The following is a 22008-nucleotide window of genomic DNA, read 5'->3' on the forward strand; positions in this document are numbered from 1 at the left end:
TCTCATTGTCGCTAATGCTTTTTGGCTGCAATGATCAACAACAGACAAATCAAACCATTGTGGTACCTGAAAAACCAAAAAATATCATTATGGTTGTGGGTGATGGCATGGGCCCCGCATATATTAGTGCGTATCGATATTTTCACGATGACCCCAATACAGCAGAAATTGAGCAAACAGTTTTTGACCGCACTTTGGTGGGAATGAGTAGTACGTATCCGGCTCCTATTTCCGGATACGTGACAGACTCTGCAGCCGGTGCAACAGCGTTGTCAGCTGGGGTGAAAACCTACAACGGTGCCATTGCTATGGATGTGAACAAGCAACCGGTAACCACGGTTTTAGAAGTATCCAAACGTTTGGGAAAGAAAACTGGAGTCGTCGTCACCAGCCAAATTAATCATGCCACTCCTGCCAGCTTTATGTCCCATAATGAAGCTCGCGGTAATTACGATGAAATAGCTGATAGTTACGTAGATAATTACCAAATGTATGATGTTGTACTCGGTGGTGGCTGGAAATTCTTTTTGCGTGATGATAGAGACTTAGTCAGCGAGTTTACGGAACTGGGTTATCAATATGTTGATGACTATGCAGCCCTAAACAATGTTGCAAAAGATAAACCGCTTTTGGGCTTGTTTGCTGATGTTGGCTTACCCTGGGCCTTAGATGACACTGATGCTAATCGTTTGAAAACCATGACATCGACAGCCTTGGAGCAGCTAGAAAATGATAACGGATTTTTTATGTTGATAGAAGCGAGTCAAGTTGATTGGGGTGGGCACAGCAATGATATAGCTGCTGCCATGGGTGAAATGCAAGATCTCGCCAATACATTAGAAATGCTTGAAGAGTATGTAGCTCAGCATCCTGATACCTTGGTGGTGGTAACTGCTGATCACAGTACTGGTGGTATGACATTAGGTGCTAATGGAAAGTATGAATGGAAACCTAAAGTTTTACGTACAATGAAGCATTCTCCAAGTTACATTGCTGAGCAGTTGTTACAAACTGATATTACTCAACAGTCAACTTCTGATTTGCTCAATTTTACTTTGACAGAATCTGAACTTGCCTTGTTAAAAAGCAGCAAAAACATCGGTGAAGATAATCAGCCGTTATCCAGCGAGGGTAATCCCTACGCAGATGTATCCGCTGATGCGGTTAAAAAAGCGCTTTACGTCAATATTAAACACATTATTGATGCAAGAACTCTCACCGGTTGGACGACAGGCGCTCATACAGCCGTAGATGTTCCAGTATTCGCGTTTGGTAGCCACAGTGAATCGTTTGTAGGGCTAAACAACAATACTGATATTGCGAATACGGTTTTTTCATTACTTGAACACAAATAATCTAGTGGAAAGGATACCTTTTGGTATCCTTTTTTATATTGAAAGGGCAGGGCGTGAGAGTAAACGCCCTTTTTACTGGCGAATTTAGGGTTTCTTTGTTTTAGAGCTCAGCTTCACTCACTCTCATCTAAGTTCAGAGCCAATACCTCACAATTGAGTTCTGCCAAAATGGATTCAGCAGTATTCCCCAGAAATGCAGCGGAAATGCCTTTACGTGCCACTGTGCCTAAAATCACTAGCTGCGCATCAATTTGCTTGACCACATTTGGAATCACTTTTTCTGGCAAGCCTGCAACAACATGTTTTTTTGCCATACTTATTTCATGTTCTTTTTCCATCCCATCGAGTTTTTCACTATGAAATTGGGCACTATTGGCGCTGAGCTTTTCAAAATTGATAGTAGGAAAGTCAATCGACGCACTCATGTTATGCACTAAATAGGCGCTAACAGTATGTATTTCACTGCCGCCTAATTTGGCAAAAAGTCTAGCGGCTTCTAGTATGTCTTTATTTAATGCTACATGATTATCGTCTTTGGCCAACACATCTACCGCTGCCAAAATCGGCGAGTTTGTCCAAGTCTGGTGTTTCACAAGCAATAGCGGCGCTTTGCAATATCGCAGCAAATGCCGATCTAATGGTAACGCAAAGGGATTAATGCTCATGGCATCTGCAGAAATACGTTTTATAACCAGATCAGGTTGAATTTTGTCTACGGCGTCTTCTATCCCTTCATAAACTTCGCGACACCATTCAACATGGGTGGTGCACTTTATGTTCTTTTTCTCGAGATCTTCAGCAATGCTATTCATATAGAGATAGCGATCTGCAAGATATTCTTTTTTCATTTCTTTACGGTGGTCACTAGATAGAATATCGGTCAATTCTAAAATAGGTTCATAAATGACATTGAGAAGATGAATGTGCACTTCATTGAGCTCTGCAAATTTCAAGGCTCGAAGCAATGCTTCATGCTGCTTGCGCTTACCACTGATCACAACTAGAATTTTTTGCGGGGTTTTCATAGTAATCTCCATTAATGAATCAAACTTATACATTCCGACCATACACCGATTACCCAAGCAAAACTTGATGTCGATCAAACTTGATGAATAAACAGTTTAGTTCAATATTTCAGAACTAAATTTTAATTTTTCTGTTCTGCTTCGTTTTTATTCAGCCGAAGGGCTGAGGGCTTCAAAACCATTGACTAAGTCAGAAAGCTCTTCATCAATTGCACTTTGTCTGAGTTTGTTAAATGTCTTTTGCATCTGCTCTTGTAACTCTTCGATATTTTTTTCAGCGCGTTGCATGGCGATTAACCGACTGGCATTTTCGCTCGCGAGTGACTCAATGCAACCTTTGAAAAGTGATGTGAAAATGTATTCTTTTATCAGCGTGCTAATGGTGAGCGTATTATTGACTAACAATTGTGGCAGACATTGATTAGGCCAAGGTAGAGAAACAAATTCGTGTTTCCACTTTTGGTCAATGGGTAATATTCGCTGAAAACAGGGGGCATAGTTAGGTTTATCTAGGGTACGATTGAAAAACAGGTAGACCTCTTTGAGCTGATTGGTTTTTTGTTGGTGTTCAATTTCCAACAAAATTTCAGATACAAAAGAAGTAATGCTTTCTATTGAATTAGGCAGTGAAAACTGTTTTCCAAGTGGTGCATTTACGCCTTCTAGCAAAGATTGAATTCGTTCACCGGCGGTCCAAATAACTTGCGCTGCGCCGAAGTCTTTCCGTTTTGAATTTAAAAAGTCTACTAAAATATCATTAAATTGCCCCACTAATCCTTGATCTGAGCCAATTACAATTATGCCTATTTGGGTTTTATGATCTGATGGTTTAGATACTTTATCTGTTGTTGGGTAGTCACTTTTGTCGGTATTTAGAAAATAAGCCACTAGTCCTAATTGCACAGTTCGATAATAATCATCAAGTGAAAGCACGGCGTTTTCATATTGGTTGATATTGGCGGCAGCCATAGCTTTCATTGTTCTAACAACTGATTTTAAATCAGTTGCACTTGCAATTTTACGTTGTAAATCGCTATTCGATTCACTCATATTAAGCTTCGCCAGTGACAGTGCTTTGGTCAATAGCAGAGTCAGTATTTGTATGGAAAGGTTCAAGCACCTCTTTAAACATTGCAAAGATAAGGTTTTGTTCATCTTTATTAAGGTCGTTGCTTAATTCTAAGTTGTTCAGAATATCCTGACTGAGGGTATTTATTCCTTTCACTACCGCATCTTGTGCCTCTTGGATATGTTCTAACGAAATGGTGTCAAAGAAATGATTTGTCAGGGCTAAGAGCACAACAATTTGTGCCGACACTGCTAGCGGTGACGATTCAGGTTGTTTAAGACAGGCACGAATGCGTTTTCCGTGCTCAATAGTCGCCAAACTATTTTCGTCTAGGCGTGCACCAAAACGGGCAAATGATTCCAACTCTTCAAATTGTGCATACTCTAATTTTAACGTACCTGAAACGGCTTTGAATCCAGCGCGTTGGGCTTTTCCGCCTACTCTGGAAACTGATTTTCCTACATCTACTGCCGGTAAAACCCCTAAATCAAATAATTTAGGAGATAAGTAAATTTGTCCGTCGGTGATTGAAATTAGGTTTGTGGGGATATAAGCCGACATATTTTGTTCTTCGGTTTCGATTATGGGTAAAGCGGTAAGAGAGCCGCCTCCATTTTCTTGATTTAAATGGGTAGAGCGTTCAAGTAATCTTGAGTGCAGATAAAAAATGTCGCCTGGAAATGCCTCTCTTCCTGGTGGTCTGCGTAGCAATAAAGACAACTCCCGATAGGAACGAGCATGTCGAGTTAAATCATCATAAACAATTAATACGTCTTTACCCGCATGCATGAAGTACTCGCCAATACTGGTTGCAGCATAGGGCGCGATATAATCTAAGCCTGGTGGATCATTACCCTCAGTGACCATTACAACCGTATAATCGAGGGCATTATGCTGTTTTAATGTGGCGATAGTTTTTGCAATCGAAGATGACTTTTGGGCGATTGCACAGTAGATACATATTACATTTTTGTCTTGCTGATTTAATATGGTATCAATGGCGATGGAGGTTTTTCCGGTTTGCCGATCGCCCATAATTAATTCCCTTTGCCCGCGTCCAACGGGGAGTAGGGCATCGAGTACCTTAATTCCGGTTTGTAATGGTTCTGTAACTGGTAAGCGTGACATGATCTCTGGTGCTGGACGCTCAATAGGTAAGCGTGGCGTTTGTGCAAGTTGACCTTTGCCATCTACGGCATGACCTAGAGGATTAATGACACGCCCCAATAGGTGTTCGCCCACTACAATGTCCATTACTCGGCCAGTTCGCTGAACTTGGTCACCCACGCTTAATTGACAATAGTCACCTAACAATACTACGCCAACCTCATTTTCATCTAGATTAAACGCAATGCCGAAGATATTATTTGGAAAAAGTACTAATTCCTCAAAGCCAACACCTGGTAGGCCAGTAACCGATGCGATACCTTGGGACACACTTTCAACAATGCCTATTTCCTGAAGCACAAAATTGATATTCGCATCACCATTGGATTGTTTTAGTTGTGCAAACAGTGAGTCATAGTTTTGCTTTAAACTAGGCTGAGGATCCGGCTTCATTTTGTCTCCGCACTTATTTAATTTCATCTGTGTTTGGGCTCTTACTGGCGTCAAACTTGGTCTCGTCATCTGCTAGGTCATCTGTTAAGTCAAGTGAACTTGTTTTAGGTATCTGATGATTGATACTCTCTTTTAATAGATTTAAATAATTGTGTGCACTCCAGGGTATTTTCCAACCATCAAAAATAACCTCTATGCCACAAATTAGCTCAGGGTTGAGTGTGTAAATAAATTTGATTGCTTCAGCGTTATCTTTCGAATAGGTTTTAATGAACCATTGCTGTAAGGTGTTTTTTTGCGCCGCGCTTAACGCAAAGGTACTGTGAATAGAAATGTGTAAATTTGAGTTAACAGCTTTATCTATTTCAGCGTGTTGTTTGCTGTCCATAATGGTGAGTTGTAGTAATAATTTGTCGAACATCAAATTTTGAACGTCACTATCAGCAAGATCCCGCAGTACTTTTCTACAGGTGGCATATACTTCCTGCATACTTTTTATTACAACTTCTTGTTGCAAACTTTGCATATCTTGCTCTATTCCTTGCAGCCTATTAGCAAGAATATCCGCGGCTTCTTGTTGTGCCAAGGCAAGTAATTTTTGTCGTTCGTCTTTGGCCTCTTGATTGGATTGACGAATAATCTCGCTGCGCTGTTTTTCTATTTGGCTTAGTTTTAATTGATACTCAGCTTGAAGTGCTTCTGCTTGCTGGTTTTTATCATTTGCGGCACTTAAAATCTGCGCAATTTTGGTTTCTCGTTTATTCAGACCGTTGATAATGGGGTGATATAAAAAGCGTTTTAATAACCACAATAATATTAAAAAATTGACGGTTTGAGCGATTACGGTAAACCAATCGATAGGCATTATTTAGTTCCCAACTTTATCTACAAAATAGTTCCAAAAGGGATTACTAAAAAGCACGATCATCGAAACTACAAAACAATAAATGGCCGTAGACTCAATCATGGCTAAGCCCACAAATAGCGTTCGAGTTATGGTTGATGACGCATCTGGTTGTTGTGCGAGTGCTTTTAATGCATTTGCTATCGCTGTCCCTTCAGCTAAAGAAGGGCCTAATACTCCGATGCCAATTGTTAGCCCCGCAGTGATGATCGAACAAATAGCAATTAGGGTGAGGTTATCCATTAGTTTTCTCCTGTGTCGAAACGGATATTGATGTAAATTTGGGGGTGCTTTGCTGATCCTGCGCAGTAGCTGCAGCGATATACACAGCTGCGAGAATAAAGAATATGTAGGCTTGTACCATTCCGGTTAATAGACCTAACAAAGACATAATAATGGGGAATACAAATGGGGAGATAATCAGCAAAATAGCGATAATCATGGCTCCGCTCATCATATTTCCAAATAAGCGTACCGACAACGCTAAGGTACGAGACAGCTCACCTATGATATTAAACGGCAGCATAAAGACATTAGGTTGAGCGTAAGACTGCAAATATTTTAATACTCCCTTTTGTTTTATTCCGTAATAGGGGACAGAAATAAACACACAGAACGACAATGCGATTGTGGTAGACAAAGAACCTGTTGGTGGCTCAAAGCGAGGAAATATAGTGAGTAAATTAGCTGTTGCAATAAACAAAAATAGGGTGCCTAGAAAGCCAATGTATTTAGCCGGCTTACGCAAACCTGCTTCGCTTATTTGCTGCAAAATAGTCACTACTAATACTTCTAAACCATTTTGCCAGCGAGTAGGCTGCAATTGATCATTCAATTTACGGGTAATCAGATACGCACTTAGTACTAAAATAGCCATTATCAACCAAGTGAAAACGATAGTGGCATTTAGCTTTAAAAAGCCAAACTGCCAAAAGATGATTTCATCGGGCGTAATATGCATGGTTGTGAACCTTCTCTGTTATTTCTTAATTACCAATAAGTGAAACCTTATGCTTCCCATTTAGTTGTTAAACTGGATTGGGTTTTGCACTAATTGACAACATTCTATTAGTTACGACTCGACCAATTAGAAAACCGATCAAGCATGAAATAAGTAGCCAAAATTGCTGATTTGAAATTAAATAGAAGGCAATTAAGCTCAACCCCATGCGCAAAATAAAACCACCGATAAACCAATAAACCGGTTGTGCTGATCGCAGTCCTTTTTGCACCGTAATCCATAAGCTATAGAAAAAGCTAATGCCTAAAACAACACCCGCAACCAACGCAAATAGCATATTTAATGGTTCGTTCATGGTTAGTCTTCCTCGTCTGTTGAGTTGTTATCATTCTGGTTGTGAATCGCTTGATGCTCTTTGGTGACCCAGCCCCATGCAGTGAAGCAACCAATAGCTAAGCCGGCCAATAATAACGCTAAAGTCCAAGAGCGTTGTCCATCGTAATTTTTGTCTATCCAAATGCCTAAACTGACCCCCAAAAAAGTCGGTACCGCCACTGACCAACCTATGACTCCCATCATGCCTAACCCAAACCATACACCGGGATTTTTGTGGCGTTTCGCTTTTAGTTTTAATTGCGCTTTTGTTTCTACTTGCTTCACCAAAGAATGCGTTGTGTGTTTTTCGGGTTGTGACTTGCCATCTTTGCTAGACATTAGGCATCAATCTCTAGACATTGATGAAAACTGCTTTAAAAAAGTCGTTTCTAATTTGGCTAACACACTGCGCAATTCCAATTGTTGTTGATCTAATTTTAGAAATTCTTGCTCGACAGTTTCGTGCAACTGCTCTAAAGAACTACCAATTACGGCTCTGCGTACAGAGATCAGCAACTGCTTTCCTGTTTTAACCAGCATACCTTCATCAATCGCAATATAAGCATACTCATTAGCAGATACCTGATAGGTTAAAATACCAGGCACCACAGGTGTCACGCAGTCCAGTCGATTGGGTAAAATCCCAAAACTACCTTCGGGGGTTTCGACTACAACACTGATGACATCCTTTATTTCCAAAAATATTTGATGGGGAAGTAAAATTTTAACTTGCATGTTGGTTGTCCTGTTGGCCTGCCTCTGCACTATCACTTTTTGATTTCAAGGCTTCACTAACGTCACCAATCATGTATAACGCACTTTCAGGATAGTCATCAAAATCACCCTGCAGAATTTGCTCACATCCGCTTAGGGCACTTTCCAAACTAACAAATTTTCCTGGCATGCCAGTGAATTGTTCCGTAGTGAAAAAAGGCTGTGTAAAGAAGCGCTCCAAACGACGGGCACGAGTAACTATTTTACGGTCTTTATTAGAAAGCTGCTCTAATCCAAGCATCGCGATAATGTCTTTTAATTCATCATATTGAGCGAGTATTTGTCTGACTTGTTGAGCTAATTTGTAATGCCGCTCACCGACGATATTTGCTGTTGCTAAACTTGAACTGGATTGCAGCGGGTCGATGGATGGATATAGGCCTTCACTGGCACGTTTTCGGGAAAGTACCAATGTTGCCGAAAGGTGTGAAAAAGTATGGGTTGCGGCAGGATCGGTGAAGTCATCGGCAGGCACATACACAGCTTGTATCGATGTTATCGCACCATTTTGCGTGTTCGCTATGCGCTCTTCCAAACCGGATAACTCGGTACCCAATGTTGGCTGATAACCCATCCTCGAAGGCATTTGTCCCATCAGGCCAGATACCTCAGAGCCGGCCTGAATAAACCGAAAAATATTGTCAATTAATAGCAAAACATCTTTGTGTTCATCGTCACGAAAATATTCCGCCATAGTGAGGGCGGCATGACCAATTCGAAAGCGGCTACCGGGCGGCTCGTTCATTTGTCCGAATAGCATAACCATATTATCCAGCACGCCAGCCTGCTTCATTTCCCGATAAAGCTCTTCACCTTCACGGCAACGCTCGCCAATACCACAAAAGATACTCACTCCTTTTTGATGGCTGACCATGTTGTGGATCATTTCTGTTAAAAGTACCGTTTTACCCACACCAGCACCGCCAAATAAACCCGCCTTGCCACCACGTTCGAGTGGGCATAAAACATCGACAATTTTTATTCCGGTCTCGAAAATTTGTAATTGACTGGATAATTTAGATAACGGCGGGGGATTTTGATGCACACTGCGACGTTCACAGTTTTGGTCAAAATCTTTGCCGTCAATAGGGCTGCCGAACACGTTAAACATACGCGATATGATTTGTTTGCCGATAGGCACGGTAAGAGACTGGCCAGAGTCTTCAGCTTGCATACCTCTAGCTAAACCCTGAGTAGGGGTCAATGCAATGGTACGTACTTTATTATTAGGTAATTGGGTAAGCACTTCTAACGCGATAGTGCGATTTTTAGCATAGATAATATTGTGAATAGCAGGCGGTTTGTGATCGAACTTAATTTCGACAATGCTACCGCGCACGGCACTGACTACACCGACTTGACTAGGTGCGTGTTGCCCATCTTCTATTAATGAATCAGAGGATTCTATACTCGACATTTACGATGCACCTTAGTTGACATGATCATTATAAATTTCATTGCTGCTTGCGAATTGATCTCGATCAAACTCACAAATGATAATGGTTTATAAATTAAGTAAAGGTTATCGCTAATTTATTTATATTTATTGGGTTTTAAGAGTTAGACGTATCTTCTAGCTTAGCAACCCCAAAACTTATACCTAACGAGATGGCGCTTTGCAGGGTTAGGTCGTCCACTGAAACCCCTTTGGTTTGATTTGCGACTTGTTCTAAAGGGACGCTGGTTAATTGGTTATTTTGTTGTACAACAACCCGTCCGAATTGTTTTTCAGTAACCAGTTTTGCTGCAAAGGTACCCACGTTTGTAGCAAAAATACGGTCATTTGCTGTGGGCGAACCGCCGCGCTGAATATGTCCTAAAGAGGTTGCTCTTACTTCAATACTTAAGCGTTTTTCCAGCTGACTTTTAAGTACATTTGAAATACCGCCTAAACGTATCGGATCTGGGCTGTCAGAAATCGTTTGTTGCACGGCCATAGATCCATTTTCAGGTTTTGAGCCCTCTGCAATCACAATAATAGAATAGTGCTGATCACTGGCTCTTAATTCGCATGCTGAGACGATTTCATCCAGATTATAAGGAAATTCTGGAATCAGAATGACATCTGCTCCCCCTGCAACGCCTGCATGTAGCGCAATCCATCCGGCGTAACGTCCCATGGTTTCAAGGATCATAATTCGTTTGTGTGAATGGCCGGTGGTACGCAATCTATCAATTGCTTCGGTTACAATTGATACCGCCGTTTCAAAACCAAATGTGCGTTCGGTGCACATCAAGTCGTTATCAATTGTTTTCGGAACCCCAACAATATTCATACCTAGTTTTGTTAGTTCATAGGCAATTGACATAGTGCCATCACCGCCAATCATCACTATGGCATCAAGACCGAGCTCTTGATAATAAGACTGCACATCTTGTGAGCAGTCTTTACCTTGGTAATCAAAAGGATTTGCCTTATTACTGGTACCTAAAATGGTACCGCCTAAGGGTAAGATCCCACTGCAGTCAGCATAACTTAATTGACGTACTTTACGTTTTAGTAGGCCATCAAAACCATCTTCGATACCTATAATTTCGGCATTGTTGTTTAACATTAACGATTTTGCTACAGCGCGTATTGCTGCATTTAAACCCTGACAATCACCACCGCCAGTCAGAATGCCTATCCGCATTTTTTAAACTTCCTACGTATTCTAATAATTGATATTGGTCATCTATTTATATCGGGGAGTATCACCCAACGACTTTACCACTGTCTGGTGATTGCGCTATTAGTAATAACCCTTACTTTGTATATCAAAATAGCAGAAGAAGAGGCGAGTTTGTTCCATCTCGCAAAGCAAATATGCGGGTATGTCGTCAGTTAATCTCTCATTTTAAACCGACTATAACCACTTTCGTTTTTTGAAAAATAGCAACATGCCACAAACCATGCTTAAAATAATTAACCAAACTACCAGGTAACCGTAGGGTGACAATAATTCAGGCATACTCAGAGGGCCGGCGCTGGGATTGAAATTCATGCCATAAATACCCACCACAAAAGTAGGTGGTATAAATAGCGTGGCAATGATGGTCAATACCCGCATGACTTCATTTAATTTCAAACTAACTAAACTCATGTACAGCTCCATCAAACCATTTGTCATTTCATGGTAGGTTTCGATTAATTCAAGTAACGAAATACTATGGTCGTAACAATCCCTTAAAAAAACTTTAGTTTTTGCGCTTATTAGGCTTTGCGTGTCGTCTCTGATGAGTTGGTTAAGCAGCTCTCGTTGTGGCCAAATTTGCCTTCTTAGTAAAACCACATCGCGGCGTAATTGATGAATTTTCTGTAAGATTTCTTTATCGTGATTTTTTAATAATAGCTCTTCTGTTGAATCAATCAGCTGCGCATAAGTTTCCAGTACCGGAAAGCACCAATCAACCACGGAATCAATTAAACTGTAAAACAAGTAGTCAGCTTTATGGGTTCGCATCTTGCCGCTAGCAAGGTTTAATCTGGTTTTGACGCCAGAGAACGGGTTGAATTGACCACTGCAAAAAGAAACCACAGTGCCCTTCATTAAAAATAAGCTAACTTGTTGCAGATAAATATTCGATTCGCTTTGCACAGGTAGCGAAAAAATAGAGAAAATTTGACCATCGTGGGTTTCTATTTTAGGCCGTTCGGCTCGGTTGGCAACGTCCTCAATATATAACTCGTGTATTCCAAAATTCGTTGCCAAATGACTCAATAATGCTTTGTCAGGATTACCCTGAACGTGCACCCAAGTGATATTGTCTTTATTGACGTATTCCATGCATTGTTCGACCGTAATACCACTTTGTTCAACCACTTGATGTTCATTGTAGTTAAACAAAGTAATGTTAACCGCCCCATCAACAGATGCATCAATAAGCCCTGGTTGCGCCCCTGGCTGACCATATTGTTTGCGGAATAGTTTCATAATTGTCCTTATATGATGGCTTAGATAACACCACTAACTCTAGGCTATATTTCGTTGCTAATTTAGCACTACAGGAAAAGATGTAACATCATCATTAAACTAGAAAAGGATTTAATTAACCACATAATTGGTCGTTCACCCCGAATACTCGTGAAGCAATACAGACATTTTAATTATCGACGCAGCAAGCACCATTTTAAAGGGGAGGGCTGTTTTCCCTCCTTTGTTGGGGGGAACCTTTATATTCGATATGTTTTGAGGATGGGAATATGTTGATACTTATAGAAAATTTTGTTCAATTGGCTTCGTAGTTGGTTTTCAAATACCCAAGACTTAGTTAGATCCGGTTATCTAAATTGATCCTAAGTACAAGGATCATATTTAGTTAATAAATTCCCATTGCTGCCATAAAGTGAGCGATAAATGCTCAATACACTCTGCCTTGCGTTTTCTTCTTCTGCAATTTTAACGGTTCTAATTTGATGTTTCCTGTATTCGATTGCGGCTCTATTAATGAGGGGGAATGTTAAGGGCTTGAATTTTTCAGTGTATAGTCCTTTCACTAGACCAACGAATAGGTCAACATCATTTTCCATCTCGGCTTTAATAATTGCGTAACCTAGGGTGCCCATGTCAGCGATTATATAATAATGCTCTCTCATCTTTTTATATGGTGTCATCTTAGGAGAGTTAGCATTAGTGGCAATTAACTTATTTAAATTGTCTATTACCTGTTCTGCATTTTCTTTATATTGTTTGACTAATTCCAAGACGTTGTTGCTGTTAATGCTTGTAGAATGATCAGCATAATTAAACTGCATGTCTCGGGACAAACTTTTTGCGTAGAGTCCATAATAAATATTACAAACTGGGTTTGAATTCGCATTATTGGCGTAAAAAAGCGTTACTAATAAGAATAAACAACTAAAAAAGCGGTTGAGCGTTAGTATATTTACCATTGGATCCTTCCTTGCGCTTAAATCGTGTTAGGGTAATTTAATTCTGCCATTAAGTATTTTATTGGTCAATATTTGAACAGTGTGTTTTAGGGGGGCGACTTTTTTATTGGCATTTAGCGCATATTTTAACGGGTTAGTTGAAGACGAATTGATTGTTAAAGTTATTTATTTGAAATTTGTGAAAGAGCCTCCTAATTTAATGTAATACATTTGCCTTAAATGGAATTAAAATGTCAAATAATGACTTAGGTACACTCGCTTCCTCAAAACGTGAACTCACTTTCATCCGGTACCTCGCGGCGTTAGGCGCTATTGTTGGTGGAAATATTGGATATGAATTTTATTTAGGTAGTGGCGACACACTTCCAATCTTAGCGGGGGTGTTAATTGGCGCAATAGCAGGCGCACTGTGCGCAAAAGCGCTGAGCATCGCCATTCAAATCGCTTTAATGGCACTCATTGTTTTATATTACGCAAATCGAATTTTCAATATCTGGGCTTTGATAACCTCATAACCCATATATCTGTGGGGTCACCAATAAGTCAGCCGTTGAAATATATCCAGTGGATTTACATCCTGAGTTGGCTGTTCTGCATAGAGAAGTTTATAGCGGTAGATACACTAATTTGTACCCCTAAATGTCAAACTATCAACGGTCATTAGCGAACCTTCTCCGATCAAAAACGCATAAAAAAACCCTGTTAATCACCGTTTTTAGTGGCTTTGGCAGGGTTTTTGTCGTTCGTCGAACGTAAATTTGGTGGAGCTGGCGGGACTTGAACCCGCGTCCAGAAAGCTTCAACCGTCGGTACTACATGCTTATTTTGTCTTTTATTTAACTATTTTGGACTCCGACAAACAGGATTCCTAGTAGCTGTTCCGATACTATTTCGCGGTTCAACCTCGGACAAGTTTCCCTCGCTATTCTATTAGTATGACCTTCCAAACCTTCACGAATAGAAGACGGCTGAAGTGGAAGGGCCTATACAGGTTATTAAGCTGCTAGTGCGTAGTTTTCGTCGTTTGCGACTATTTTTTTGCGGCTGTTTAAAGAGGCAAACCGCACCTCTGCATGCACCTAAGGCATCCCGATTCCTGTCGAATCCAAAATCAGCCCCGATGTAGTACTTTTTCAAGTAGCAGATAGGATAACACATCCTTCTCTAAAACAATATGTGGGGACAATAAATTTTACTTCAAGTGCTTGGGTTTTAATCGTTTTTTTATAGTTTGCGTTTTTGAGTATTATTTTTGTTCAATTGTTCTGATTAAAACGCGGCGGATTAGACCTTATTTAATCTCAATGGGGCTGGCATTAGCATTTTGACAACCTAGGGCATAGAGATGATAAGATTTTGCGAGTGAGTTATATGTAAGCTTTAAATCATATTTTTAAGATATCTAAACATTGGGTGGTTGCTGAATTACGGCTATTTTTGTTTTGATAGCATAATCAGTAGTTTTTTCCATCATAAGAAGGGTGTATGTCTTCAGATATATTTGCAGAATTTTCGTTACCTTGCGGTAAAACATTAAAAAACCGTTTTGTCAAAGGGGCAATGGAAGAAAACCTAGCCAATGCCAAACAATTACCCGATGAAACCTTGTTCAATTTGTATCAAAAGTGGGCGCAGGGCGGAGTAGGCTTAATTATTACTGGTAACGTAATGGTTGATCATATGGCCATGACTGGTCCTGGAGGCATGGCATTAGAACAAGATACCGATTTAGTACCCTTTCAAACATTGGCGCAAAAAGCCAAACAAAATAATACACAGGTGTGGATGCAAATTAATCATCCTGGACGACAGGTATTTAAGAAAATGGGCGGTAAAGTGCTGTCAGCATCTGATGTGGCACTGGATCTTGGTAAACACTCTAAACTGTTTAGCCAACCTAAAGCAATGTCGGAAGAGGAAATTGAAGACGTTATTCAACGATTTAAGCGCACCGCATTATTGGCAGAAAAAGCGGGGTTTGACGGCGTTGAGGTGCATGCCGCGCATGGTTATTTACTGGCTCAATTTTTATCGCCTTTAGTGAATAAACGTAGCGATCGCTGGGGAGGAAGTTTAGAAAATCGAGCTCGCTTACTATTGGAAATTGTTAGCCAAATAAGGGCTGCTTGTGCTGCCGATTTTGCTGTTGCAGTAAAGTTAAACTCTGCTGATTTTCAACGTGGAGGTTTTGATGTCGAGGATGCCTTAGCGGTAGTTAAAATGCTTGAATCATTAAACGTCGATGTAATTGAGCTTTCAGGTGGTAGCTACGAAGCTCCTGCCATGCAAGGGCGTACAGCGGATGATCGAACACTTGCAAGAGAAGCGTATTTTCTTGAGTTTGCAAGTCAAATTGCCCAACAAAGCCAGATACCAATTATGACTACTGGTGGCATCAAACGTTTACCGGTGGCCCAAAAAGTACTCGACTCTGGTGTTGATTTAGTAGGAATGGCCACTGCGCTTGCCTACAATCCTGATTTACCTAATCATTGGCAACAGGTGCCTGGAATGGTCAGCATGACACCGAAGGTTGAATGGAAAAATAAAACCTTAAGTGGAATGGCAAATATGGCCCTTGTAAAACGCCAATTGCGTCGCATTGGCACGGGAAAACCTGCAAAAATTGATGCTTCAGCCATATATACATTAATCTTGGAGCAAATTTTGTCTGCTAAGTTAACCAAGCGTTATCGTCGTAATGTGAAACTTGGTGCTGAATAGTATTTTTGTATTTTGCATAAAAGAACCTAACCAACAGGGTTTGATTAGGCTCATTGCCTGATAATTGTAATCAGGCGCTATGTTTCATCATGCGTTCTTTTTGACGTGCCCAATCACGATCTTTAACCGTATCCCGTTTGTCATGGGCGTCTTTACCTTTGGCTAAGTGTATTTCTACTTTCACCCAGCATTGTTTCCAGTACATTGCCGTAGCAATAATCGAATAACCTTGGCGTTCGCGCGCGCCCATTAGCCGGTCAATTTCGCGGCGGTGAATAAGCAGTTTTTTTTGTCGATCAGGATCACACACAACATGGCTTGAGGCTTGGTTTAAAGGCGTGATTTTACACCCTTGTAAGTAGGCTTCGCCGTTGTGAATGTTCACAAAACTATCTGTTAAGTTAACTTTGCCTGCACGAATGCCTTTTACTTCCCAGCCTTGTAATTCTATACCTGCTTCGATTTTATCTTGCAGGTGATAATCATGACGGGCTTTTTTGTTTAAAGCTATCGTGTTGCTTTGATTTGATTTAGCGTTCTTTTTCTTCATAGTGGCGAATTATATCAGGACCAATTAATTTGTCTGTAGAAGAGTTAAAAAATAGTTGTATTTACATGGATGAACTATGAAATATGATATTTCGTGGTAAACTTCAACGAGAAATTGCAAGGTTACATAGAGGAAAATGAATGGCAAGTGTTCATCGCAGTGCGCTAGTAGCATTTAGTGCCGAATCGATGTTTGATTTAGTCAATGACGTAGCTTCTTATCCTGAATTTTTGCCTGGCTGCGCACAAACTAAAGTACTAGAACATAACAAAGATTCGATGAAAGCGGCTGTGCTCATTGCCAAAGCGGGTGTTAAACAATGGTTCACTACGCTAAATGCGTTAGATAGAGGCAAAACCATTGAAATGAATTTAGTTGAAGGGCCTTTCTCGCATTTAAGTGGTGGCTGGTCTTTTACTGCATTAGCTGATGATGCCTGTAAAATTGAATTGAAACTGGATTTTGCGTTCTCCAGTCGATTGGCTGAAATGGCCTTTGGAAAAGTGTTTAACACAGTCGCAACTAATATGGTGAATGCCTTTACCGCCAGAGCAAAAGAGGTATACCTATGACCGACTCGCAAATCACTGTTGAAGTAGTGTACGGCTTGCCTAAAGAACAGGCGCTTATCAGTGTAACAATAGAGAAGGGCAAGACAGCAGAAGAAGCAATTCAAGCATCTGGTATTTTACGTCGTTTTCCTGAGATAGATTTATCGGTGTTGAAAATAGGTAATTGGAATCGGACATGTAAACTTACCGACATACCTAATGACGGCGATAGAATAGAGATATATCGTCCGCTAATTGCTGACCCTAAAGAAGTACGTCGAATACGCGCTGAAAAGGCCAAAGTAGAAGGGCGGGCAGATAAAGTCACAGGTGGCCGAGTAAAGTCGTAAATTAGCAGGTGCTTTAGGTAAATAGAACGTTTTTTTTGCATATGTTTAGTTAGATTGACCTTAATCCCTTGCACTGAAGTTGCGCTCAAGCACGTCATTCATGGCTAAACGCCCATGGGCCCACTATCGTTCGGTAATAGTGGAAATCATAACTAATTAAGTAACTAAAAAAGAATTTTAAAATGGCGATTCAGTGGTATCCCGGGCACATGCATAAGGCCCAAAAAGAGATAAAAGATGTGCTACCTAGCGTGGATCTGGTCATCGAAGTGCTAGATGCACGGATACCATATTCCAGTGAAAATCCTGCGATTAAACACTTAAGAGGTGATAAACCTTGCATCAAAGTGCTGAGTAAAACAGATTTGGCTGATCCTGAACTCACCCTTAAATGGCAAGATTATTTAGAGCAAGAAAAAGGCGTTAAAACCTTTCCCACCACCACAGAACAACCGGCCAAAATTAAACAAATAGTTGATTTGTGTCGCAAAATGTTACCCGAAAAAGACGCAGGCATTAAATCTATTAATACCATGATTGTGGGTATTCCTAATGTCGGGAAATCGACACTGATTAATACCTTAGCTGACAGAGTTATTGCGCAAACTGGGAATGTTCCAGCGGTTACTAAAACTCAGCAACGGATTAATTTGGGCAGCGGCATTGTGTTATTTGATACTCCAGGTATTTTGTGGCCCAAAATTGAAAATGAAAACAGTAGTTATCGTTTGGCAGCGTCTGGCGCGATTAAAGATACGGCGATGGATTACGAAGATGTTGGATTTTATGCGGCGGATTACCTGATTAAAGCCTATCCTGAGTTAATGAAAGAGCGATTTGCTTTAGAATCCATACCTGAAACTGAAATTGAATTTTTAGAAGCTGCGGCAAGCAAACGAGGTGCCTTACGTGCAGGGGGGAGGGTTAATTTACATAAAATTTGTGAACTACTGATTAATGAACTTCGTTCCGGTAAATTAGGCCGTATCACCTTAGAAACGCCAGATATGGTGATTAAAGAAGAAAAACTTGTGGCGGAATTAGCAGCTCAAAAAATAGCTGAAAAAGAAGCCAAAAAACAACGTTTCAAGGACGGTTCTGCAACCCCAAATAAGCGTGATGCTAAAGCCATAAAAATGGAGGGAAAAACTAAAAATAAACGACGTAAACGTTGAAATGGGTAGCCTAATTTTACCGAATATTCAAATGTTTGGGTAAAAAAATCACCGTTCGGTTAGCGTTTCCAAGTAATTAGACGGAACGGGCTTTTGCTCTATACTTAATAAGTATTCATTTTGTAGATGATCTTGATGACTGACTTTATTGAGCTAAATACCAAGAAGCTTCTCGAAAACGCCCACATTGGCGTCGTTATCCATCGCTGGGATACTTCCGTTATATACGCAAACCCAACGTCATTACGTTTATTAAGATTGAGCTATAAACAAATAATCGGTAAAAGTTCCATCGATCCTCAGTGGCGATTTTTAGATGAGTCAGGCAAAAAACTGCTGATTGAAGATTATCCTGTCAATAAAGTAAAACGAACCCGTGAACGCCTCAAAAACGAGGTGCTTGGTGTGTTAGACAGCTCTGTGGATACTATTAGTTGGTTTTTTATTAACGCCTATTTTGAAGGGGAACCTGGCAGCCCAGAAGCCTTTATTGTGGTGACCTTTACTGATATTTCAGATTCTAAACAATTGTTTTCCTTTAAAGCCATTGTTGAAAACACCCAAGACATGGTAATCGTTACAGACGCGACAGATATTAACTACCCACTTAGTCCCAAAATTATTTACGTCAATAAAGCCTTCGAGAAAATGACCGGTTACAGTAAGGACAGTGTAATTGGTGAAACGCCGAGAATTTTACAAGGCCCTTTAACAGATAAAGAAACTACTAATCGTATTCATCGTGCGCTGAAAAATTGTCAGGAAGTCAGTGAAACCTTATTAAACTATGATGCCAATGGCAGACCCTACTGGGTTGATATGAACATCATTCCTCTCAAAAATAAATATGATGAAGTAACGCATTTTGCTGCCATAGAGCGTGACATTTCAGAACGTAAATTTTATCTCGAGCAATTAAAAAACAAAAACAATGAATTCAAAAAGTTGAAGACGGAACTAGAAAACTTAATTGATGAAAGAACCAAAGAGCTTCGTCAAGCCAACGCTAAACTAGAAAAAATAGCCTACTACGATCCTTTAACTAATATCCCCAATCGACGTTTTTTTATTGATCATGCCCACCGGTTAATTAAGTCGTGTAACAGGCGAGGGGCGTTGGTTGCTTTTGGTTTATTAGATATTGATGATTTTAAGGTGTTTAATGATAGCTTTGGTCATGATGCTGGTGATATTGTCCTAGTAGATATCGCTAAATTCTTAAATGGTTTCTTTCGAGTAGATGACGCTTTTTGTCGATACGGAGGAGAAGAGTTCGCCTTTGTTGCAGCAATTAAAGAAGCCGATGATGCAACTAGTTTGGCGGACCGCCTGTTGGACGGAATTCGTAACCTTAAAATAGATATTAACGCTACCACGCAGATATCGGTAACTGTGAGTATGGGGGTGCAAGTGTCTATGCCCTCGGAAGAACTCGATTTAGAAAAAGGTTTAAAAGATGCCGACGTCACACTTTATCAATCAAAAGGAGAGGGCAAGAATCAAGTTAAAATCACCTTCGAACATAGATGATAAGTGACATATTTTGCTCCCGCTCCCTTTACCTAAAAATAAGTCACCTTTAAAAAGCCATCTTTAAAAAAGTAAAATGTTGACGCTAAAAATATTTACCTGTGAGTGCCAACCCTTAAATGCGCGTATTAGCTTAAAGTGGAATATAAAAATGTTACACATCTGTTTATAATTCACAGTTAAAAGATTATTATTAAATTATACACTTGTTGTATTTTTAGGAAGCCTGTGGAAGAGACTATTTTATTTGCTAGACAACCTATTTTTGATAGAAATTGTAAAATGGTCGCCAGTGAGATTCTTTATCGAGGAGATATATTCAACTCTGATAGTGATGCCAAAAATCTGATCGCCACACGCGACCTGCTAGTTAATGTTTGCACTTCAGTTTTCAATAGTAATGTAAACCTAGATCTTCCCATGTTAGTTAACGTTGATATGGATTTTTTAGACTCAGATTATTTTTTCCCTCTACCACCTCATAATCTTATTTTTGAAATATTAGAAACCGTTGAACCTAGTGAAAAAGCGTTAAAAAGAATCGCTGAATTAAGGCGTCTTGGTTACGAATTTGCTTTAGATGACTACATTCTTGAACCCTCTAAATTTCCTTTTTTCAAACATATTAAAATATTAAAAATTGATATCCTTGATATTAATTTCAATAAATTAAAAGCTGTTTTTCCGAAATTAAAAAAAATTGGTTTTCAGTTATTGGCAGAAAAAGTTGAAGACCAAGCAAGTTTTGATGAATGCATGGAATTGGGTTTCGACTTATTCCAAGGTTATTTTTTGGAAAAACCGTCAATAATTACCGGTCAAAAAATTGATGCCAACAAAAATTCAGCATTGCAATTGGTTTCCCAGTTAAGTCGGACAGATATTGAAGCTGCAGAAGTTGCGGAGTTGATATCGCGCGATCCTGTACTCACTGTAAAAATATTAGCTCTTATAAATTGTCCAATTTATCAATTGGTTAGAGAGGTTAAGTCGGTTAAAGATGCGGTTGTTAGGCTTGGCTTAAACGTGGTCAAACAGTGGGCCATGATCTTAACTCTTGCATCAGAGTCGTCACAACCTTCAGAGTTATTTAGAACCTTATTAATCAGAGCTAAAACCTTGGCGTTATTTTCTGATAGCCCAATCACAGGTGGTGTAAAAACTGATTCGTCAGAGAGTTTTCTGGTGGGATTGTTATCTGGCATTGATGCTGTTTTTCAGGTTGAGATTAAAGATATTCTAGATAGTTTAACCCTCAGTGAATCTATTAAATCAGCATTGTTATCCCATGATAATGATCTTGGGAAGTTACTGAAAAATACCATAGGTATTGAACGCTTAGACGATCAGGTATTCGAACGCCTGTCGAAACAGGAACTCGAATTATTTAAAAAGTGCTATTCACAAGCACTGAAATGGACTGACGAAGTGATGACCTATATTGATTAAGTTTTTGTTACTCAACTTTAGTTAAAATCACTACTGAGCCCTGAAAACTCACTAGTTTTTGAAAAGGCGACTTACAGTCTGAAGTCAAATCGTTAAAATCGCAAAGCCAGTGCATCACATAAAAACTTTTGAAAAGGCTGGGCTCTGCCATAGCGTCTAGCGACTTCCTCACATAGATTACCAGCAAATAAGAAATCTTCGGCAAGCGGACATATTGCGATAAAGTCTTTGCGCTTAATTTCTTCGATTAATTTGTGATCAGCATTAAATCCTTTAGGTGGTCGTTTTAATTTCTCCCCTGAGAGGGCATAAATTTCGGTAAACGGTGCGTGTTGTATCGCGTCTTCGTATGAATCAGGTTTGAGAGCAATATAGTCACGAATTGATTTCAATGCGTCAGGTTCTGGACGCCAAGTTCCGACCCCTAAAAATACATTGTCCGGCTCGATATGCAGGTAGAAACCTGGGGCGTGGACGTTTTTGCCAATTTCATGGCGGAACTGAATCCCAACGTTGGTTTTGTATGGAGATTTGTCTTTGGAAAAGCGCACATCTCGGTAGGGCCGCATCATAGAGCCACCTACTTTTTTTGGGATGGCTTCGTAATGGGGAGAAATCATTTTAATCCAAGTGTCCATACCCTCAATAAATTCTAGGGTAGGGGTGCGAACCTTATCTTCATACTCTTGTTTATGATCTGCAAACCAATTTTTATCATTGTTATTAGCCAACTGCCTCAGGAAAGTCATCAAGCTTGGGTCGAAATGGGTAAACATACGATAA

Annotated in this window: 23 protein-coding genes and 1 other RNA gene; 8 read left to right on the top strand and 16 right to left on the bottom strand. The window is 40.0% G+C overall.

Going from position 1 to position 22008, the window contains the following annotated elements; translation table 11 throughout:
- The first annotated feature begins 14 nt into the window (after nt 1-14).
- The gene (locus tag KO530_RS11250; RefSeq protein WP_252729185.1) at nt 15-1355 is read left to right on the top strand and encodes an alkaline phosphatase; all 1341 of its coding nucleotides are present in this window, start codon (nt 15-17) and stop codon (nt 1353-1355) included.
- Between the two features lie 113 nt (nt 1356-1468).
- On the opposite strand, the gene uspE is transcribed toward KO530_RS11250, so the two are convergent.
- From uspE to KO530_RS11315, 13 genes are all read right to left on the bottom strand, one after another.
- Nucleotides 1469-2380, bottom strand: coding sequence for a universal stress protein UspE (gene uspE / locus KO530_RS11255; protein WP_216048492.1), 912 nt, complete (start codon nt 2378-2380; stop codon nt 1469-1471).
- Between the two features lie 147 nt (nt 2381-2527).
- Nucleotides 2528-3430 carry a F0F1 ATP synthase subunit gamma gene (locus tag KO530_RS11260; protein WP_216048493.1) on the bottom strand — a complete coding sequence of 301 codons (903 nt, stop codon included), beginning with the start codon at nt 3428-3430 and terminating at the stop codon, nt 2528-2530.
- Between the two features lies 1 nt (nt 3431).
- Nucleotides 3432-5009: an alternate F1F0 ATPase, F1 subunit alpha gene (locus KO530_RS11265; RefSeq protein ID WP_216048601.1), complete on the bottom strand. Its 1578-nt coding sequence runs from the start codon at nt 5007-5009 to the stop codon at nt 3432-3434.
- A 13-nt stretch (nt 5010-5022) separates the two neighbouring features.
- Nucleotides 5023-5874: a F0F1 ATP synthase subunit delta gene (locus tag KO530_RS11270; protein WP_216048494.1), complete on the bottom strand. Its 852-nt coding sequence runs from the start codon at nt 5872-5874 to the stop codon at nt 5023-5025.
- Nucleotides 5875-5877: 3 nt separating this feature from the next.
- On the bottom strand, nt 5878-6156 hold the full coding sequence (locus KO530_RS11275) for a F0F1 ATP synthase subunit C (RefSeq protein WP_216048495.1): 279 nt from the start codon (nt 6154-6156) through the stop codon (nt 5878-5880).
- A complete protein-coding gene (locus KO530_RS11280; RefSeq protein ID WP_216048496.1) occupies nt 6149-6874 on the bottom strand; it encodes a F0F1 ATP synthase subunit A in 726 nt (241 codons plus the stop codon). The genes KO530_RS11275 and KO530_RS11280 overlap by 8 nt, the downstream gene beginning before the upstream one ends.
- Nucleotides 6875-6941: 67 nt before the next feature.
- Nucleotides 6942-7229 (bottom strand): N-ATPase subunit AtpR, encoded by a 288-nt coding sequence (locus tag KO530_RS11285; protein ID WP_216048497.1) that lies wholly within the window; start codon nt 7227-7229, stop codon nt 6942-6944.
- A 2-nt stretch (nt 7230-7231) separates the two neighbouring features.
- Nucleotides 7232-7588 carry an AtpZ/AtpI family protein gene (locus KO530_RS11290; protein WP_216048498.1) on the bottom strand — a complete coding sequence of 119 codons (357 nt, stop codon included), beginning with the start codon at nt 7586-7588 and terminating at the stop codon, nt 7232-7234.
- 6 nt (nt 7589-7594) lie between these two features.
- Nucleotides 7595-7984, bottom strand: coding sequence for a F0F1 ATP synthase subunit epsilon (locus KO530_RS11295; RefSeq protein WP_216048499.1), 390 nt, complete (start codon nt 7982-7984; stop codon nt 7595-7597).
- Nucleotides 7974-9440, bottom strand: coding sequence for a F0F1 ATP synthase subunit beta (atpD, locus tag KO530_RS11300; RefSeq protein WP_216048500.1), 1467 nt, complete (start codon nt 9438-9440; stop codon nt 7974-7976). The genes KO530_RS11295 and atpD overlap by 11 nt, the downstream gene beginning before the upstream one ends.
- Before the next feature lie 136 nt (nt 9441-9576).
- On the bottom strand, nt 9577-10656 hold the full coding sequence (locus tag KO530_RS11305) for a 6-phosphofructokinase (RefSeq protein ID WP_216048501.1): 1080 nt from the start codon (nt 10654-10656) through the stop codon (nt 9577-9579).
- Between the two features lie 213 nt (nt 10657-10869).
- Nucleotides 10870-11937, bottom strand: coding sequence for a magnesium/cobalt transporter CorA (gene corA, locus KO530_RS11310; RefSeq protein WP_216048502.1), 1068 nt, complete (start codon nt 11935-11937; stop codon nt 10870-10872).
- Between the two features lie 362 nt (nt 11938-12299).
- On the bottom strand, nt 12300-12896 hold the full coding sequence (locus tag KO530_RS11315; RefSeq protein ID WP_216048503.1) for a hypothetical protein: 597 nt from the start codon (nt 12894-12896) through the stop codon (nt 12300-12302).
- A gap of 230 nt (nt 12897-13126) precedes the next feature.
- On the opposite strand from KO530_RS11315, the gene KO530_RS11320 reads away from it, so the two are divergent.
- Nucleotides 13127-13411, top strand: a complete 285-nt coding sequence (locus KO530_RS11320) for a hypothetical protein (protein WP_216048504.1) — start codon at nt 13127-13129, stop codon at nt 13409-13411.
- Nucleotides 13412-13655: 244 nt separating this feature from the next.
- Here the strand turns inward: KO530_RS11320 and ssrA are convergent.
- Nucleotides 13656-14015, bottom strand: a transfer-messenger RNA (tmRNA) gene (gene ssrA, locus KO530_RS11325).
- Nucleotides 14016-14381: 366 nt separating this feature from the next.
- Here ssrA and KO530_RS11330 point away from each other — a divergent pair.
- Nucleotides 14382-15620, top strand: a complete 1239-nt coding sequence (locus KO530_RS11330; protein WP_216048505.1) for an NADH:flavin oxidoreductase/NADH oxidase family protein — start codon at nt 14382-14384, stop codon at nt 15618-15620.
- Nucleotides 15621-15690: 70 nt separating this feature from the next.
- Here KO530_RS11330 and smpB read toward each other — a convergent pair whose 3' ends face one another.
- A complete protein-coding gene (smpB, locus tag KO530_RS11335; RefSeq protein ID WP_216048506.1) occupies nt 15691-16170 on the bottom strand; it encodes an SsrA-binding protein SmpB in 480 nt (159 codons plus the stop codon).
- Between the two features lie 140 nt (nt 16171-16310).
- On the opposite strand from smpB, the gene KO530_RS11340 reads away from it, so the two are divergent.
- The 5 genes from KO530_RS11340 to KO530_RS11360 all read left to right on the top strand — a co-directional run bounded on the left by KO530_RS11340 (nt 16311) and on the right by KO530_RS11360 (nt 21225).
- Nucleotides 16311-16742 carry a type II toxin-antitoxin system RatA family toxin gene (locus KO530_RS11340; protein ID WP_216048507.1) on the top strand — a complete coding sequence of 144 codons (432 nt, stop codon included), beginning with the start codon at nt 16311-16313 and terminating at the stop codon, nt 16740-16742.
- Nucleotides 16739-17071, top strand: coding sequence for an RnfH family protein (locus KO530_RS11345; RefSeq protein WP_216048508.1), 333 nt, complete (start codon nt 16739-16741; stop codon nt 17069-17071). The genes KO530_RS11340 and KO530_RS11345 overlap by 4 nt, the downstream gene beginning before the upstream one ends.
- A 182-nt stretch (nt 17072-17253) precedes the next feature.
- Nucleotides 17254-18246, top strand: a complete 993-nt coding sequence (gene ylqF / locus KO530_RS11350; protein WP_216048509.1) for a ribosome biogenesis GTPase YlqF — start codon at nt 17254-17256, stop codon at nt 18244-18246.
- A gap of 135 nt (nt 18247-18381) precedes the next feature.
- Nucleotides 18382-19776: a sensor domain-containing diguanylate cyclase gene (locus KO530_RS11355; RefSeq protein WP_216048510.1), complete on the top strand. Its 1395-nt coding sequence runs from the start codon at nt 18382-18384 to the stop codon at nt 19774-19776.
- Between the two features lie 228 nt (nt 19777-20004).
- A complete protein-coding gene (locus KO530_RS11360; protein WP_216048511.1) occupies nt 20005-21225 on the top strand; it encodes an EAL and HDOD domain-containing protein in 1221 nt (406 codons plus the stop codon).
- Between the two features lie 92 nt (nt 21226-21317).
- Here the strand turns inward: KO530_RS11360 and KO530_RS11365 are convergent, their stop codons facing one another.
- Nucleotides 21318-22001: a DUF2461 domain-containing protein gene (locus KO530_RS11365; protein WP_216048512.1), complete on the bottom strand. Its 684-nt coding sequence runs from the start codon at nt 21999-22001 to the stop codon at nt 21318-21320.
- Nucleotides 22002-22008 lie beyond the last annotated feature (7 nt).

Source organism: Aliiglaciecola lipolytica, from assembly GCF_018860635.1.
Taxonomy (GTDB): domain Bacteria; phylum Pseudomonadota; class Gammaproteobacteria; order Enterobacterales; family Alteromonadaceae; genus Aliiglaciecola; species Aliiglaciecola lipolytica_A.

Excerpts from the sequence above, each read along its gene's own strand:
- KO530_RS11250 (WP_252729185.1), top strand. The coding sequence starts at position 15 with ATGCTTTTTGGCTGCAATGATCAACAACAGACAAATCAAACCATTGTG.
- uspE (WP_216048492.1), bottom strand. The coding sequence starts at position 2,380 with ATGAAAACCCCGCAAAAAATTCTAGTTGTGATCAGTGGTAAGCGCAAG.
- KO530_RS11260 (WP_216048493.1), bottom strand. The coding sequence starts at position 3,430 with ATGAGTGAATCGAATAGCGATTTACAACGTAAAATTGCAAGTGCAACT.
- KO530_RS11265 (WP_216048601.1), bottom strand. The coding sequence starts at position 5,009 with ATGAAGCCGGATCCTCAGCCTAGTTTAAAGCAAAACTATGACTCACTG.
- KO530_RS11270 (WP_216048494.1), bottom strand. The coding sequence starts at position 5,874 with ATGCCTATCGATTGGTTTACCGTAATCGCTCAAACCGTCAATTTTTTA.
- KO530_RS11275 (WP_216048495.1), bottom strand. The coding sequence starts at position 6,156 with ATGGATAACCTCACCCTAATTGCTATTTGTTCGATCATCACTGCGGGG.
- KO530_RS11280 (WP_216048496.1), bottom strand. The coding sequence starts at position 6,874 with ATGCATATTACGCCCGATGAAATCATCTTTTGGCAGTTTGGCTTTTTA.
- KO530_RS11285 (WP_216048497.1), bottom strand. The coding sequence starts at position 7,229 with ATGAACGAACCATTAAATATGCTATTTGCGTTGGTTGCGGGTGTTGTT.
- KO530_RS11290 (WP_216048498.1), bottom strand. The coding sequence starts at position 7,588 with ATGTCTAGCAAAGATGGCAAGTCACAACCCGAAAAACACACAACGCAT.
- KO530_RS11295 (WP_216048499.1), bottom strand. The coding sequence starts at position 7,984 with ATGCAAGTTAAAATTTTACTTCCCCATCAAATATTTTTGGAAATAAAG.
- atpD (WP_216048500.1), bottom strand. The coding sequence starts at position 9,440 with ATGTCGAGTATAGAATCCTCTGATTCATTAATAGAAGATGGGCAACAC.
- KO530_RS11305 (WP_216048501.1), bottom strand. The coding sequence starts at position 10,656 with ATGCGGATAGGCATTCTGACTGGCGGTGGTGATTGTCAGGGTTTAAAT.
- corA (WP_216048502.1), bottom strand. The coding sequence starts at position 11,937 with ATGAAACTATTCCGCAAACAATATGGTCAGCCAGGGGCGCAACCAGGG.
- KO530_RS11315 (WP_216048503.1), bottom strand. The coding sequence starts at position 12,896 with ATGGTAAATATACTAACGCTCAACCGCTTTTTTAGTTGTTTATTCTTA.
- KO530_RS11320 (WP_216048504.1), top strand. The coding sequence starts at position 13,127 with ATGTCAAATAATGACTTAGGTACACTCGCTTCCTCAAAACGTGAACTC.
- KO530_RS11330 (WP_216048505.1), top strand. The coding sequence starts at position 14,382 with ATGTCTTCAGATATATTTGCAGAATTTTCGTTACCTTGCGGTAAAACA.
- smpB (WP_216048506.1), bottom strand. The coding sequence starts at position 16,170 with ATGAAGAAAAAGAACGCTAAATCAAATCAAAGCAACACGATAGCTTTA.
- KO530_RS11340 (WP_216048507.1), top strand. The coding sequence starts at position 16,311 with ATGGCAAGTGTTCATCGCAGTGCGCTAGTAGCATTTAGTGCCGAATCG.
- KO530_RS11345 (WP_216048508.1), top strand. The coding sequence starts at position 16,739 with ATGACCGACTCGCAAATCACTGTTGAAGTAGTGTACGGCTTGCCTAAA.
- ylqF (WP_216048509.1), top strand. The coding sequence starts at position 17,254 with ATGGCGATTCAGTGGTATCCCGGGCACATGCATAAGGCCCAAAAAGAG.
- KO530_RS11355 (WP_216048510.1), top strand. The coding sequence starts at position 18,382 with ATGACTGACTTTATTGAGCTAAATACCAAGAAGCTTCTCGAAAACGCC.
- KO530_RS11365 (WP_216048512.1), bottom strand. The coding sequence starts at position 22,001 with ATGTTTACCCATTTCGACCCAAGCTTGATGACTTTCCTGAGGCAGTTG.